Below are 15008 nucleotides of genomic sequence, written 5' to 3' on the forward strand. Positions count from 1 at the left end.
AGAACACATGAAATTCTCGCTCTCCTGGCTCAAGCAGTACCTGGAAACCGAAGCGACGGTCGAAGAGATCGCTGCAAAGCTCAACGCCGTCGGCCTTGAAGTCGAAGGCATCGAGGACCCGACCGAAAAGCTGGCCGGTTTCCGCGTCGCCAAGGTGCTGACCGCGACCAGGCATCCCGATGCCGACAAGCTGCAGGTGCTGTCGGTCGATACCGGCGAAGGCGATCCGCTGCAGGTCGTGTGCGGGGCGCCCAACGCGCGCGCCGGCATGATCGGCGTGCTCGGCCTGCCGGGCGCCACGGTCCCTGCCAACGGTCTGGTGCTGAAGAAGTCGGCGATCCGCGGTGTCGAATCGAACGGCATGATGTGCTCGACCCGTGAGCTTGAGCTGGGCGAAGACCACGACGGCATTATCGAGCTTCCCGAGGATGCGCCGGTCGGCACGGCCTTTGCCGAGTATCACGGCGCCGATCCGGTGATCGATGTCGCCATCACCCCCAACCGCCCGGACTGCATGGGCGTCTACGGCATTGCCCGCGACCTTGCGGCGGCCGGCATCGGCACGCTCAACCCGATTGCGGAACTCGACCTGCCCGGCTCGTTCGCGTGCCCGGTTGAGGTGCGCACGGACGATCCCGAAGGCTGCCCGGCTTTCTACGGCCGGGTCATCAAGGGTGTGAAGAACGGCCCCTCGCCGCAGTGGCTGCAGGAGCGGTTGACCGCCGCCGGGCAGCGCCCGATCTCCGCGCTGGTCGATGCGACCAACTATCTGATGCTCGCCTATGGGCGTCCGGCCCATGCCTATGACCTTGCCAAGCTGAACGGTGCAGTCGTGGCGCGCCGCGCGAAGGACGGGGAGACGGTGCTGGCGCTCAACGAGAAGGAATACACGCTCGATTCGGGGATGACTGTGATCGCCGACGATAGCGGCGTGCACGACATTGCCGGGATCATGGGCGGCGAGCATTCGGGCTGCGGGGACGAAACGACCGACATCTTGCTGGAAATCGCCTATTTCGATCCTGAGCGCATTGCGCGGACCGGCCGCAAGCTGAACCTCACGTCGGACGCGCGCGGCCGTTTCGAACGCGGCATCGATCCGAATTTCCTCGATCAGGGCCTCGCGCACCTGACCAAGCTGATCCAGACGCTGTGCGGCGGTGAGGCTTCTGAAGTGGTTCGTGCCGGCGCGGCGCCGACGACACCCAAGATCTCCCACTTCGATCCGGCGCTGACCGAAAAGCTTGGCGGCGTTTCCATCAAGCCCGATGAACAGCGGCGCATTCTTGAATCGCTGGGTTTTTCGGTAGTGGTCGAGAAGGCCGGTTTCGAGAAGGGCTGGGCTGTGACCGTTCCCGGCTGGCGTCCCGACGTCGATGGCGCGCCCGATCTCGTCGAGGAAGTCGTGCGCATCCATGGTCTCGACAAGATCGAGAGCGTCGCCTTGCCGCGTGCTGAAGGCATTGCCCGCCCGACCGCGACACCGGGCCAGAAACTGGAACGGCGCGTGCGCCGCGCGGCTGCGGCACGCGGTCTTCACGAGGCCGTCACCTGGTCGTTCCTGCCGCAGGCCGACGCGGACTTCTTCGCCGACGGCAATGGCGGCCTGTGGGCGCTTTCCAACCCGATCAGCGAGGACATGAAGGTCATGCGCCCCTCGTTGCTTCCGGGCCTGCTCTCGGCGGCCAAGCGCAATCTCGATCGCGGCGCTTCCTCGCTGCGGCTGTTCGAACTCGGCCGGCGCTATCTGCGCGGCAATGGTGGTGCGAGCGACGAGCGTATGGCGCTGGGCGTCGTGCTGGCGGGTGAAAAGACGGCGCGCGGCTGGGCCACCGGAAAGGCCGTTGCTTTCGATGCCTACGATGCCAAGGCCGAAGCGCTGGCGCTGCTCGCCGAAGCTGGCGCGCCTGCCGACAAGCTGCAGGTCATGGGCGAGGCCGGTTCGCAGTTCCATCCCGGGCAGTCGGGCACGCTGCGCCTCGGTCCCAAGAACGTGCTGGCCCGTTTCGGGATGCTGCATCCCACAGCCGCCAAGGCCTTCGACATCGACGGTCCGGTCGCGCTCACGGAAATCTACCTCGACGCCATTCCCGGCAAGAAGGGTGCTGCCTCGTTCGCACGCACCCAGTACGCGCCGCCGGCGCTGCAGGCGGTGACGCGCGACTATGCGTTCCTTGTGCCGGCGGATCTGCCTGCCGCCGATCTGGTGCGCGTGGTGCAGGGGGCGGACAAGGCCAATATCGTCTCCGCCCGGCTGTTCGACGACTTTCGTGGACAGGGCGTTCCGGAAGGACAGAAATCGCTGGCCCTTGAAGTCGTGCTCCAGCCGCTCGAAAAGAGCTACAAGGATGCGGACCTCAAGGCGATTACCGACAAGGTGACTGCTGCTGCGGCCAAGCTTGGAGCCGTTCTGCGCGGCTGAGACGGGAAACAGGAGATCGCCGGTGCCTGAAGCGGACTATGTCACTATCTCTTCCGGCGATCTCACTGCGAGAATCGATCCGCTGGGTGCTGAACTCTGCTCGCTGACCGACAGTCACGGGCGCGAGTTCATGACGGACGCCGACCCGGCGTTCTGGACGGGGCATGCCCCCTTGCTTTTTCCAATCGTCGGCGGCCTCAACGACGATCGCTACCGCATCGATGGCAGCGAATATGAACTTCCGAGGCATGGCTTTGCCCGCCGCTCGCGCTTCGATGTTATCGCCGCTGAGGCAAACGAGGCTCGGTTCCTTCTGCGCGACAGCGACGAAACGCGCGCGGTCTATCCTTTCGCGTTCGAGCTTGAGGTCGCCTACCACATCGAAGGCACGACGCTTCGTGTCGAGGCGACGGTGCGCAACCCCGGAACGGCGGCGCTGCCCTTCAGCTTCGGCTACCATCCGGCTTTCGCATGGCCCTTGCCCGGCGGCTCGCCGAAGAGCGATCACGTCATCGCCTTTGCCGAGCCCGAGCCGCAGCCGATCCGGCGCCTGGAGGCGGCAAGCGGGCTCATGCAGAGCGATGCTGAGCCCACGCCGGTGGAAGGGCATCACCTGAAGCTCGATACGGCGCTGTTCGAAGCCGACGCAGTGATCTGGGACCATCTGACCAGCCGGTCGCTCACTTATGGTACCCCCGGTGCCGCTCAGCTTGCCCTTGCCTTTCCCGATCTGCCGATGCTGGCGCTCTGGCAGAAGCCGGGCGCGGCATTTCTGTGCATCGAGCCCTGGCAGGGGCATGCAGATCCGGTTGGATTTTCCGGCGATTTCCGCGACAAGCCCGGCGTGGTGCAACTCGCGCCGGCCGGAAGCCGTTCGTTCCGCATGGACGTGTCCGTCCTTTGGGCCGATTGAAGGAGACTATCATGAAGACCGTTCTCGTCACCGGCGCCACCGCCGGCATCGGCGAAGCCTGTGCCCGCGCATTCGTTGAGGCAGGCTGGCGCGTGATCGCGACGGGACGCCGGGCCGAGCGGCTGGATGCACTCGTCGAGGAACTGGGCGCGGATCGTGTCCACCCATGCGTGTTCGACGTGCGCGACGAGACCGCGCGTGACGCTGCTCTGGCCGCTTTGCCGGCTGCATTCTCGTCCATCGACTGCCTGGTCAATAACGCCGGGCTCGCGCTCGGCACGGCCAGGGCGCAGGACGCCGACCTCGACGATTGGAAGACGATGATCGAGACCAACGTGACCTCGCTGATCGCGTTGACGCACAAGCTTCTGCCGCAGCTCATCGAGAGCAAGGCCGTGATCGTGAACCTGTCCTCGGTAGCGGCGACCTATCCCTACACCGGGGGTAACGTCTATGGCGGCACCAAGGCCTTCGTGCGCCAGTTCTCGCTGGGCCTGCGGTCCGATCTGTCGGGCACCGGTGTGCGCGTGACGTCCATCGAGCCGGGCATGGTGGAGACCGAGTTCACGCTGGTGCGCACCGGTGGCGATCAGACGGCGTCGGATACGCTCTACGCCGGGGTGAACCCACTGACTGGCGCGGATATTGCAGATGTCGTCCTGTGGGTGGCCAGCCAGCCGCCGCATGTGAACATCAACGCGCTGGAACTGATGCCGGTGAACCAGTCCTTCGCCGGTTTCCAGGTGGCAAGGGACACGTAATCGGGGCTCAGTCGCCCCAGTCGTCTCCCTTGTCGCTGGAGCTCCGGCCCCAGTCGTCGCCGTACTTTTCGTCGAAGTCGGCCTGTTGCTGATACTTCGCAAAGTCCGAAGCAGCCTTGTTCGCGGCATCGATCCTCTCGGACATGCCGGGCATGGCGCCGATCATGCCTTTGCCCATCGGGCTGGCGAACATCATGTCGAAGGGGCGGCCTTCGATGGCAGCCGCGACGTGCTCCTTGGCGACGGCGCTCATCAGCCCCATGGCGAGGCCGTTTTCAGCCAGGGCTTTCTCGGCGCGCACCTTGTTCCGGCCTTCGGGAGGGAGAATGGCCGTGGAGACGCGCGAACCGTCGCCGTCCGGAACAACGGTCGTCACGAAGCGCATGAGTTCGCTGTTGTTCTCGGCGAGCAGTGCCGTGACCACCGTTTCGGCGTCGGGTTGCGTAACGCGGCTGGCTTTGACGGAACCGCCCAGCACATGCGTGGGAAGATAGGCGGACTTGAGCGCCGAAGTCACCTGCTTCGGCGGCTTCTCGTAATATTCGCCGGAGTTGCCGCAGGCGGCGACCAGCACGGCGCCGACAATCGAAACGATGAACTTGCGGATGAGCATCTGCATTTCCCGTCATGGTAGTCGGCTAAGGGAATATGCGTGGAATTTTGACATCGGGTTAAGGCCGCAAGGCTGCTGTCTGGCGGGCGCGGGACATGCTTTGCGGTGGACGCGAAAAGGCTGGGCGTCTAGGGCGCGAGCCATGTCCAACCGCCGTACCTTTGCCATCATTTCGCACCCCGACGCGGGTAAGACCACGCTGACCGAAAAGCTGCTGCTGCAAGGCGGCGCGATCCATCTTGCCGGTCAGGTGAAAGCGCGCGGGCAGGCACGGCGCGCGCGGTCCGACTGGATGAAGATCGAGCAGCAGCGCGGCATTTCCGTAACCAGCTCGGTGATGACCTTCGAGCGCGACGGGATCACCTTCAACCTGCTCGATACGCCGGGCCACGAAGACTTCTCGGAAGACACCTATCGCACGCTGACGGCAGTCGATTCGGCGATCATGGTGATCGACGCTGCCAAGGGCATCGAGCCGCAGACGCGTAAGCTCTTCGAGGTCTGCCGCCTGCGTTCGGTGCCGATCATCACTTTCGTCAACAAGGTGGACCGTGAAGGCCGCCCCTGTTTCGACCTGCTCGATGAAGTCGCCGACATGCTGGCGCTCGATGTCTGCCCGATGTCCTGGCCTGTCGGCATGGGCGGCCTGTTCGAGGGTATTCTCGATCTCGGCACGGGTAAGGTCAGCCGGCCCGAAGGCGGCTCGCGCGAGTTTCTCGGCAAGGTCGATGAAAACGTGGAGCTTCCCGAAGCCGTGGCCGAGGAAGTCGAACTGGCGCAGGTCGGCTATCCCGAATTCGACATTGATGCTTATCGTGGCGGCGACCTGACGCCGGTCTATTTCGGCTCGGCACTCAAGAACTTCGGTGTGGCGGAAATGATCAATGCCATCGCCAACTTCGCCCCGCCGCCGCGTCCGCAGCCAACCGAGGCTGGGCCGGTGGAGCCGGACAACAAGGAAGTCTCCGGCTTCATCTTCAAGGTGCAGGCAAACATGGACCCCATGCACCGCGACCGCATCGCGTTCATGCGACTGGTTTCCGGCACCTTCAAGCGCGGCATGAAGCTGACGCCCTCGGGGCTGGGCAAGCCGATTGCGGTGCACTCGCCGATCATGTTCTTTGCGCAGGACCGCGAGATTGCCGATAGCGCAGAGCCCGGCGATATCATCGGCATACCCAACCACGGCACCTTACGGGTGGGCGATACGCTTTCGGAGAAAAACCAGATCCGCTTTACAGGCCTACCCAACTTCGCGCCGGAAATCCTGCGCCGCGTCGCACTCAAGGACCCAACCAAGACGAAGCAACTGCGCAAGGCGCTCGACGACCTTTCCGAAGAGGGCGTCATCCAGGTGTTCTATCCGGAGATCGGCGCGCAGTGGATCGTCGGAGTGGTCGGTCAGCTTCAGCTCGATGTTCTCATTTCGCGGCTGGAGGCTGAGTACAAGGTGGAGGCGGTGCTGGAAGCGGCGCCGTTCGATACGGCGCGCTGGATCACGGGCAGCGACAAGGCCATCGGCGATTTTGCAGAGTTCAACAAGATGAACCTCGCAAAGGATCGCGACGGAGACCCGGTGTTCATGGCCCGCTCGGCCTGGGACGTCGGTTATCAGCAGGAACGCAATCCGGACTTGACGTTCAGCGCGACAAAGGAGCGTTGAGCCTGACGGCGGGGAACAGGCCGTTGCTCCACGCATTGGCTTAGCGACCTGCCTTGGCAATCCGCCGTGCGCGGGCATAAGTTCGTCACCGTCAGCAGATCGGTCGGGGCTTCAGGTTGCAGATCACGTTCGCCAGCTACAACATTCACAAGGCCGTAGGGCTCGACCGGCGGCGCGATCACGAGCGCATCCTGCGCATCCTGCGCGAGGTCGATGCCGACATCGTCGCGCTGCAGGAGGTGGACCGCCGCTTCGGGCGCCGCATGGCCGTGCTTCCGCTCGACGCCATTCACGCGGCGACGGACTACAGGCCCGTCCCGCTGTCGATGAAGCCGGACAGTCTGGGCTGGCACGGCAATGCTCTGCTCGTGCGCAAGGGGATCGAGTTGATCGAGGCCGCGCCGGTTCCGCTCCCGGTGCTCGAGCCGCGCGGAGCGATCCGGGCCGATCTCGCCATCGCGGGGCGGCGTATCCGCGCGATCGGCATGCATCTGGACCTGTCCGGCCTGCGTCGGCGGCACCAGATACGCAGTGTGCTCGCCCATTGTGCAGATTGCGATCACCACGTGCCCACGGTGATGATGGGAGACCTAAACGAGTGGTCGCAGCACGGCGGCTGCCTGCAGGAATTCCATCAGCCGGGGTGGAAGGTGCTCTCTCCTGGGCGCAGTTTTCCCTCTAGGCGGCCTATCGCCCGGCTCGATCGTATTATTGTTTCAGCCGAGTGGCAGGTTCTGGGAACCAATGTGCATCACAGCCCGTTGTCAGCGACAGGTTCTGACCATTTGCCGGTTTTTGCCTCACTCTCTCTGCCCAAAAATTAGGCACCGTGCTTATGAATCGGGCGGTGTAATGTGCCCTGCCTGCGATGATCGGGGGCTAGGTGCCTCGAATCTTGCCAATTGGTAAACTGGCATGCCCTTTGCTTATTCACTCTCCAGCCGGCGCTGGGGCCGGTGGCTAACAGGGGATAGGCATGAAGTTCATCATAGCCATCATCAAGCCCTTCAAGCTCGACGAGGTGCGTGAGGCGCTGGGCGGGATCGGCGTTGCCGGTATGACCGTGTCCGAGGTGAAGGGTTTCGGCAGGCAGAAGGGGCAGACGGAAATCTACCGTGGGGCCGAGTATTCGACCAACATGCTGCCCAAGGTGAAGATCGAAGTCGCTGCGCCGGACGATCTGGCGCCGAAGATCGTTGAAACGATTCAACAGGTCGCCAGCACCGAAGCCATCGGCGACGGCAAGATTTTCGTCCTCGACCTCGCTTCCGCCGTGCGCATCCGCACCGGCGAAGCCGGCGATACTGCGCTTTGAGGAGGGTAACCACGATGAACCGCAAGATTCTCTGCGGCGCAGGCGCGCTTACCGCGTCGCTGTTCGCCGCCATCCCTGCCTGGGCTCAGGAAGCCGCCGCGGCACCCGTTCCCAATCCTGGCAACAATGCCTGGATGATGACCTCGACCGTGCTGGTCCTGCTCATGATCCTTCCCGGCCTTGCCCTGTTCTACGGCGGTCTGACCCGCTCCAAGAACATGCTTTCCACGATGACCCAGGTTGGCGCCGCTGCTGCGCTCGCCATGCTCATCTGGGTGATTTACGGCTACTCGACCGCCTTCGGTCCGGAAGGCAACGCCTTCTTCAGCTGGGGCAACCTGTTCCTCGCGAACACCACGCCCGACAGCACTGCTGCCACGTTCTCTGACGAAGTGATCAGCGAATACGTCTTCATCTGTTTCCAGATGACCTTCGCCGCGATCACCGCCGCGCTGGTTCTGGGTGCCACGGTGGAGCGCATGAAGTTCTCGGCCGTGATGGTGTTCACCGCCATCTGGCTGACGATCGTCTACTTCCCGATCGCGCACATGGTCTGGGCTGGTGGCGGCCTTCTCTTCGAGATGGGCGCTCTCGACTTCGCCGGTGGTACCGTCGTTCACATCAACGCCGGTGTCTCGGCGCTGGTTGCGGCGCTCATCCTCGGCAAGCGCAAGGGCTACCCGACTGAGCCGATGCCGCCGCACTCGCTGACGCTGACCATGGTGGGCACTGGCCTGCTGTGGGTGGGTTGGTTCGGCTTCAACGCCGGTTCCGAACTCGAAGCCGACGGCACCGCCGGCCTCGCCATGATCAACACTTTCGTCGCTACCGCTTCGGCAGGCCTGTTCTGGATGCTCGCTGAGAAGTTCAGCGGTCACAAGGGCTCGGCTCTGGGCTTCTGCTCGGGCATCATCGCCGGGCTGGTCGCCGTTACTCCGGCTGCCGGTAACTCGGGTCCGTTCGGTGCGATCATCCTCGGCGCCGTTGCCTCGATCGTCTGCTTCATCCTCGTTTCGAAGGTCAAGCCGGCTCTCGGTTACGACGACTCGCTCGATGCTTTCGGCATCCACGGCGTGGGCGGCATCATCGGCGCCATCGGCACCGGCATCGTCTACCAGCCGGGCTTCGGTGGTCCGGGCGACGGTTCGGTCGCCATGGGCGCCCAGGTGTGGATCCAGATCCAGGCTGTCGTGATCTCGCTGGTCTGGGCCGCGGTCGGCACTGCCATCGCCATCTTCATCGCCAAGCTGGTTACCGGTCTCCGGGTCAGCGAGGAAGTCGAGCACGAAGGTCTCGACATCGGTGAGCACGGCGAACGCGCCTACAACTAAGTCTTACGAGTTTGGCGGCGGCGGGTATTTCCTCCTCTCCTCCCATCCGTCGTCGCCAACAGATGTTCCTCCTGCGAACATAAACTTAATGGACCGGAGCCAGCCGCTCCGGTCCTTTTTTCTTTGAAACACCGGCTCTCGGGGCCGGTTTTTCTTTGCAGCACGCACATCTTGTGGGAAGCTGGCGCCGCCCGCCGGCCCGCAGAGGGGCGGCGAATTTGCCGTTATGTTCGGGGGAAGCGCGACAGCATGAAATTCATCACCGCGATCATCAAGCCCTTCAAGTTCACCGAAGTGAAGGACGCGCTGAGTGCCGCAGGAGTCCTAGGCCTAACCGTCAGCGAGGTCAGCGGCTATGGCCGGCAAAAGGGGCAGAGCGAAGTCTACCGCGGCGCGGAATATGTCTCGAGCATGCTGCCCAAGCTGAAGCTGGAAATGGCGGTGCCTGACGATCTCGAAGGCAAGGTTGTCGAGATCGTGCGTCAGGCCGCCAACAACCAGGAAATCGGTGACGGCAAGATATTCGTGCTGGATCTCTTCGATGCCGTGCGTATTCGCACCGGCGAGCGCGGAGAACTTGCGCTCTAGGCGGCGTGGACAAATTCCTCGCGGATCACGGTTGGCGTCAGATTGGCCCTGGTGAGGCGCGAAGGCGCAGCCAGAGCCGGCCTCTTTCAAGCCGGAGCAACGCTGCCAGGGCCAATCTGACGCCAACCCCTGCGGGGCCGGACCAAAACCCGCCACTTCCGCGTCGGCTCGGCTGGAACTATCGACATAGTCCTGCACCTCGCCTTCTTGAATTGACGGGTTTTGCCTCCGGCCGTGACCACGAGGAATTTGTCCACGCCGCCTAGGCTATTTCCCGGCCGCCAGCATGTCGATCAGTTCGCGCACCGGCGAGACGTCGTAGCCGGCACCTGCCGCTTTCGATGCGATTGCCGCGGGATTGTCTCCGGCTTTGGCTCTGGCGAGAGCCCACAGCAGCGTCGATCGGGTGCCGGAACGGCAATAGGCGAGAACCGGGCCGTCCGCGCTTTCGAGGGCCTCCTGCATGGCATCGACCTGACCCTGGCTGAAGCCGGCATGGGTCACGGGAATCGCCACGTAATCCATCCCTGCTTCGCGTGCGGCAGCCTCGATCGTTGCCCCCGGAGTCTGGTCGTCGCTTTCGCCTTCCGGCCGGTTGTTGATGATCCGAACGACACCCAGCGCCTTGGCTTCGGCAATCGACGTCGTATCGATCTGCGGGCTGGCGTATACGGTGTCGGTGATCTGGCGGAACATGGCGGATTCTCCGTATTGGGACGGTTCGTGGCCTTATCGAGCCTTGGTGTTGCGACGTTCAATACCCGGGACAACGAACATGCAAGGCAAATTACAGGTCAAATTTCAATGTCCGGTGGTTAGAGTTCGAATTCACCGCTTATTTCTATTCGCTATTGGGCGCAGACTCGTGTAAGAGTCAGGATCGCAGGAAAGGGCTGGGCACTGACCGAGCTACTCGCCTGACGCCCGGCGCGGTCTCGTCCACGTGTCCGGGCGACTGCTTTTGGGGCGATGTGAAGGTACGTTCTTAGAGATGGGTTTTGATAGAGGTCGTCGCGGAAGGGGACGCGACAAGCGGGATCGGTTCGGAGAGGACGATTTCGATCCGTTCTTCGGCGGTCAGGATCGTTTTGGTGGCCAGGACCGTTTCAGTGGCGGCGGTGACCGCTTCGGTGGCGGCGGCGGCGATCGTTTCGGCGGTGGTGATGACCGCGGCGGTGGTTTCGGCGGCGGACAGCGTGGCGGTGGCCGCGGCGGTTTCGGCGGCGGCGGCGGCGCCCGTGGCGGCGGTATGCCTGCCCAGGTCGTTGGACAGGGCAAGGGCACTGTAAAGTTCTTCAACTCGGCAAAAGGCTTCGGCTTCATTCAGCGCGACGAAGGCGGTGATGATGTGTTCGTGCACATCAGCGCGGTCGAGCGCGCAGGCCTGGAAGGCCTGGCAGAGGGGCAGGAGCTGGAATTCCAGCTGGTCGATCGCGGCGGCAAGGTTTCCGCCAGCGACCTCGTGGTCGTGGGCGACGTGATCCCCGTCGAAAAGCGTGAAGCGGCGCCGCAGCGCCAGCTGACCGGCGAACGGGCAACCGGCACGGTCAAGTTCTTCAACTCGATGAAGGGTTTCGGCTTCATCACCCGTGACGACGGCCAGCCTGATGCATTCGTGCACATCAGTGCCGTCGAGCGTTCGGGCATGCCCGGCCTCAATGAAGGCGACCGGGTGGAGTTCGATATCGAGGTCGATCGACGAGGCAAGTACTCGGCGGTCAACCTTGTGCCGCATCAGGGTTGATCCGGCCTGCACTTTACCCGGTGGTTTGACCGGGAGATTGCAAAAGCCTAAATGCGCGCAAATGGCGGTCCGGTAAGGGCCGCCATTTGTCGTTTCCGATCTTCATATTACCGCACTGTTTCAAGGAATACCGAGATGTCGATCACCCCGCTGATGCCTGTCTATCCCCGTTGCGGCGTTCGGCCCGTTCGCGGCGAGCACTGCCATCTGATCAGTGAGGACGGCCGCCGATTCCTGGACTTTGCGAGCGGTATTGCGGTCAATGCCCTGGGGCATTCGCACCCCGGTCTGATCGGTGCGATCCAGAAGCAGGCAGAGACGCTCATGCATGTCTCCAACCTCTACGGCAGCCCGCAGGGTGAGAAGATCGCCCAGCGGCTGGTCGACCTTACCTTCGCCGACACCGTCTTCTTCACCAATTCCGGTGCGGAGGCCGTGGAATGTGCGATCAAGGCCGCTCGCGCCTATCACCAGTCCGCCGGCAATGAAGACAGGTTCGAACTGATCACGTTCAACAATGCTTTCCACGGCCGGACGATGGCGACTATCAGCGCCTCCAGCCAGGAGAAGATGCACAAGGGCTTCATGCCTTTGCTTCCCGGCTTCAAGTATTGCGAATTCAACGACCTCGAAGCGGCCAAGGCGGCGATCGGGTCCAACACGGCTGGCTTCCTGGTCGAGCCGATTCAGGGCGAAGGCGGCATTCGCGAGGCTACCGAAGAGTTCATGCAGGGCCTGCGCAAGCTGTGCGACGAGCATGACCTGATGCTGGTGCTCGACGAAGTGCAGAGCGGTGTTGGCCGCGCGGGCACGTTCTACGCCTACGAACAGTACGGCATCGAGCCCGACATCATGGCAACGGCCAAGGGCATCGGTGGCGGTTTTCCGGTCGGGGCATGCCTCGCGACCGAAAAGGCAGCGCGCGGCATGGTTTTCGGCACGCATGGGTCGACCTATGGCGGGAATCCTTTCGCCATGGCGGCGGTTGGCGCGATCCTCGACGTGATCCCGGATGAAGCTTTCCTGGCGGAAGTCCGTGCGAAGGGGGATCGGCTCAAGGCGCGCATCGAACAGTTTATCGGCAACTATCCCGAGCTGTTCGAGGGCGTGCGCGGGCGCGGCCTGTTCCTCGGCATCAAGCTCAAGATCGAGCCGCGGCCCTTCGTGGCGCACTTGCGCGACAATCACGGCGTGCTGACCGTTGCGGCGGGCGACAATGTCGTGCGCGTTCTGCCGCCGCTCGTGATCGATGACAGCCACATCGGCGAATTCATGGAAAAGCTGTCTGCCGGAGCGCAGAGCTACCAACCGTAGGAGGCTAGGCAATGGCCCGGGACTTTCTGAGCTTGTCCGATGCCGGCGGCGATGCGCTGGCGGCGATGATCAACGACGCGATGGACCGCAAGTCGCTGCGCAAGGCATGGCCCAAGGCGCGTCCCGATGCGGATGCGCCGCTGGCCGGCCATGTGCTGGCGATGATCTTCGAGAAGAACTCGACGCGCACGCGTGTTTCGTTCGACATGGCCATGCGCCAGCTCGGCGGTTCGGCGCTCATCATGGAGTCGGGCAGCACGCAGCTGGGCCGTGGCGAATCGGTTGCGGACACGGCGCGTGTGCTCAGCCGCATGGTCGATGCGATCATGATCCGGACCGACGATCACGCCAAGATCGAGGAGCTGGCACACTATGCTGACGTGCCGGTAATCAACGGGCTGACCGATCTGTCGCATCCCTGCCAGATCGTTGCCGACCTGCTGACCGTGGTCGAGCAGGGCTTTGCCCTGCCCGGACTGCGGATGGCCTGGCTGGGAGACGGCAACAACGTCGCCAATTCGCTGATCGAGGCAGCAGGGCTCATGAAGTTCACCATCCGCATCGGCGGCCCGACCGGCTACGAACCGGATACCGGCTTCATCGAGCGGGCCCGTGCGGCCGGTGGCGAGGTGATCCTGACAAACGACCCGATCGAGGCCGTATCCGGTGCGCAGATCGTCGTCACCGACACCTGGGTATCCATGGGGCAGCCGGGCGGGGAAAAGCATGTGGCAGCCATGCAGCCGTACCAGGTCAATGCCGATCTCATGGCAGCGGCGGCGCCGGCTGCCCGTTTCCTGCATTGCCTGCCGGCGCACCGGAATGAAGAGGTCACTGACGAAGTGATCGACGGTCATCAATCGGCGGTATGGGACGAGGCCGAGAACCGGCTTCACGGCCAGAAGTCTGTACTGCTCTGGGCTCTGGAAAAGCTGTGACTGACGACTACCTGATCCGCAACGACACCGGATTCGACCGTGTGCTCGCCTTCTCGGTGCCCGCGCGGCACGCGCGCGGGCGCGTCGTCAGGCTGGGTCCTGTGCTTGAGACGGTCCTGTCGGCGCACGACTATCCTCCGGTCATCAAGCACCTGCTCGCCGAAGCCCTGGTGCTGACGGCGCTCATGGGGGCGTTGCTGAAGGAAGAGGGCTCGCAGCTCACCATCCAGGCACAGGCCGAAGGTGGTCCGGTGGACCTGTTGGTCTGCGACTATCGCGATGGAGAAGTTCGCGGTTACGTGCGGCATGACGAAGCCGCTCTGGAAGGACTGGACGAAACGCCGGAGCTGGAACAGCTTTTCGGCGAGGGCTATCTGGCGATAACGTTCGATCTAGCTGCGACAAACGACCGCTATCAGGGGGTCGTTCCGCTCGAAGGAGAGTCGTTGGCGCAGGCTTGCGAAACCTATTTCGCGCGTTCCGAGCAGATCCCTTCGCTTATTCGCGTGACGGTGCGCTCCAACGGCCCGCGTTGCAACGCGGGCGGCATGCTGCTCCAGTATCTTCCCGATAGTGAAGAGGGCAAGGAACGGCTGCACGCCGGTGAAGACCATCCGGATTGGGAACACGTCGCGGTCATGGGAGGCAGTATCCAGCAGGAGGAACTGGTCGACCCGATGCTTACTCTCGAAGAGCTGATATGGCGCCTTTTCCATGAGGAAGAGGAAGTTCGCGTCGAGCCGCTCGCCCCACTACAGCGCGGATGCCGCTGTACCGTCGAGCACTATCGGGACATCCTTTCGCGCTTTCCTGAAGAGGAACGGGCAGATATGCGTGACCCCGATGGACTAATTCCGGTCGACTGCGCTTTCTGTTCCAAGGTATTGCGCATTCCCGCTTAAGCTCTGCTTCATCCGCTTCGTGCTTGAATTGCAGTGTCCGGGATACAATAAATGTACAGGTGTGATCGGATCACTGAATTACGCATGGGGAACGAAGTTGAAATTCCGCTACGCATTGCTGCCTGTGATAGCCTTGGCTGCTGTCGCGGTTCCGGCCCTGGGTCGGAAGCCGTCCTTGGGCATGCTCGATGAACTCGATCATGGGGCCTGGGAACTGCGCGAGCGTGGCGCGGGCGGTGCGGTTCACCGCGTGTGCCTCGAAAACGGGCGCCAGCTGATCCAATTGAAGCATCCCGGGCTTTCCTGCAGCAGCGTGGTCGTCGAGGACGAGGCCAATTCGGTCACCGTGCAGTATACTTGTCGCGGACGAGGCTACGGCCGCACACACATCCGTCGTGAAACCAATCGCCTCGTGCAGATCGAGAGCCAGGGGATCGTCAACGGCTTGCCGTTTCTGCTGGCGGAAGAAGGGCGCAAGGTCGGTTCCTGTCGTAACTGAGCCGG

General features: G+C 63.2%; 15 protein-coding genes. 13 read left to right on the plus strand and 2 right to left on the minus strand.

Features of this window, described 5'->3' with window-relative positions:
• Positions 1 to 7: 7 nt before the first annotated feature.
• From pheT to IEX64_RS04025, 3 genes are read left to right on the plus strand one after another with little or no spacing between them, the layout of a single operon-like run.
• Positions 8 to 2422: a phenylalanine--tRNA ligase subunit beta gene (pheT, locus tag IEX64_RS04015; RefSeq protein ID WP_188818394.1), complete on the plus strand. Its 2415-nt coding sequence runs from the start codon at positions 8 to 10 to the stop codon at positions 2420 to 2422.
• 22 nt (positions 2423 to 2444) lie between these two features.
• Complete coding sequence (locus IEX64_RS04020; protein ID WP_188818395.1) at positions 2445 to 3335, plus strand: aldose 1-epimerase family protein; 891 nt, start codon at positions 2445 to 2447, stop codon at positions 3333 to 3335.
• Between the two features lie 11 nt (positions 3336 to 3346).
• The gene (locus tag IEX64_RS04025) at positions 3347 to 4096 is read left to right on the plus strand and encodes an SDR family NAD(P)-dependent oxidoreductase (RefSeq protein ID WP_188818396.1); all 750 of its coding nucleotides are present in this window, start codon (positions 3347 to 3349) and stop codon (positions 4094 to 4096) included.
• 7 nt (positions 4097 to 4103) lie between these two features.
• On the opposite strand, the gene IEX64_RS04030 is transcribed toward IEX64_RS04025, so the two are convergent.
• On the minus strand, positions 4104 to 4709 hold the full coding sequence (locus IEX64_RS04030) for a hypothetical protein (protein ID WP_188818397.1): 606 nt from the start codon (positions 4707 to 4709) through the stop codon (positions 4104 to 4106).
• Between the two features lie 142 nt (positions 4710 to 4851).
• Between IEX64_RS04030 and IEX64_RS04035 the strand changes: the two genes are divergently transcribed.
• From IEX64_RS04035 to IEX64_RS04055, 5 genes are all read left to right on the plus strand, one after another.
• The gene (locus IEX64_RS04035; RefSeq protein WP_188818398.1) at positions 4852 to 6372 is read left to right on the plus strand and encodes a peptide chain release factor 3; all 1521 of its coding nucleotides are present in this window, start codon (positions 4852 to 4854) and stop codon (positions 6370 to 6372) included.
• A 116-nt stretch (positions 6373 to 6488) separates the two neighbouring features.
• Positions 6489 to 7196 carry an endonuclease/exonuclease/phosphatase family protein gene (locus IEX64_RS04040; protein ID WP_188818399.1) on the plus strand — a complete coding sequence of 236 codons (708 nt, stop codon included), beginning with the start codon at positions 6489 to 6491 and terminating at the stop codon, positions 7194 to 7196.
• A 152-nt stretch (positions 7197 to 7348) separates the two neighbouring features.
• Positions 7349 to 7687, plus strand: coding sequence for a P-II family nitrogen regulator (locus IEX64_RS04045; RefSeq protein ID WP_008832047.1), 339 nt, complete (start codon positions 7349 to 7351; stop codon positions 7685 to 7687).
• A gap of 14 nt (positions 7688 to 7701) precedes the next feature.
• Positions 7702 to 9018, plus strand: a complete 1317-nt coding sequence (locus IEX64_RS04050) for an ammonium transporter (RefSeq protein WP_188818400.1) — start codon at positions 7702 to 7704, stop codon at positions 9016 to 9018.
• A gap of 249 nt (positions 9019 to 9267) precedes the next feature.
• Positions 9268 to 9606: a P-II family nitrogen regulator gene (locus tag IEX64_RS04055; protein WP_188818401.1), complete on the plus strand. Its 339-nt coding sequence runs from the start codon at positions 9268 to 9270 to the stop codon at positions 9604 to 9606.
• A 267-nt stretch (positions 9607 to 9873) separates the two neighbouring features.
• Here the strand turns inward: IEX64_RS04055 and IEX64_RS04060 are convergent, their stop codons facing one another.
• The gene (locus IEX64_RS04060; RefSeq protein ID WP_188818402.1) at positions 9874 to 10302 is read right to left on the minus strand and encodes a protein tyrosine phosphatase family protein; all 429 of its coding nucleotides are present in this window, start codon (positions 10300 to 10302) and stop codon (positions 9874 to 9876) included.
• 295 nt (positions 10303 to 10597) lie between these two features.
• Here IEX64_RS04060 and IEX64_RS24695 point away from each other — a divergent pair, with 295 nt between their 5' ends.
• From IEX64_RS24695 to IEX64_RS04085, 5 genes are all read left to right on the plus strand, one after another.
• Positions 10598 to 11350 (plus strand): cold-shock protein, encoded by a 753-nt coding sequence (locus IEX64_RS24695; protein ID WP_188818403.1) that lies wholly within the window; start codon positions 10598 to 10600, stop codon positions 11348 to 11350.
• Positions 11351 to 11485: 135 nt separating this feature from the next.
• Positions 11486 to 12664: an aspartate aminotransferase family protein gene (locus IEX64_RS04070; RefSeq protein WP_188818404.1), complete on the plus strand. Its 1179-nt coding sequence runs from the start codon at positions 11486 to 11488 to the stop codon at positions 12662 to 12664.
• Between the two features lie 11 nt (positions 12665 to 12675).
• Positions 12676 to 13602 (plus strand): ornithine carbamoyltransferase, encoded by a 927-nt coding sequence (gene argF / locus IEX64_RS04075; RefSeq protein ID WP_188818405.1) that lies wholly within the window; start codon positions 12676 to 12678, stop codon positions 13600 to 13602.
• Positions 13599 to 14504, plus strand: a complete 906-nt coding sequence (gene hslO, locus IEX64_RS04080; RefSeq protein ID WP_229710057.1) for an Hsp33 family molecular chaperone HslO — start codon at positions 13599 to 13601, stop codon at positions 14502 to 14504. Before argF ends, hslO begins: the two co-directional genes overlap by 4 nt.
• Before the next feature lie 181 nt (positions 14505 to 14685).
• Positions 14686 to 15003, plus strand: a complete 318-nt coding sequence (locus IEX64_RS04085; protein ID WP_229710068.1) for a hypothetical protein — start codon at positions 14686 to 14688, stop codon at positions 15001 to 15003.
• Positions 15004 to 15008: the final 5 nt, after the last annotated feature.

It is taken from the genome of Novosphingobium indicum, assembly GCF_014645195.1.
Lineage (GTDB): Bacteria > Pseudomonadota > Alphaproteobacteria > Sphingomonadales > Sphingomonadaceae > Novosphingobium > Novosphingobium indicum.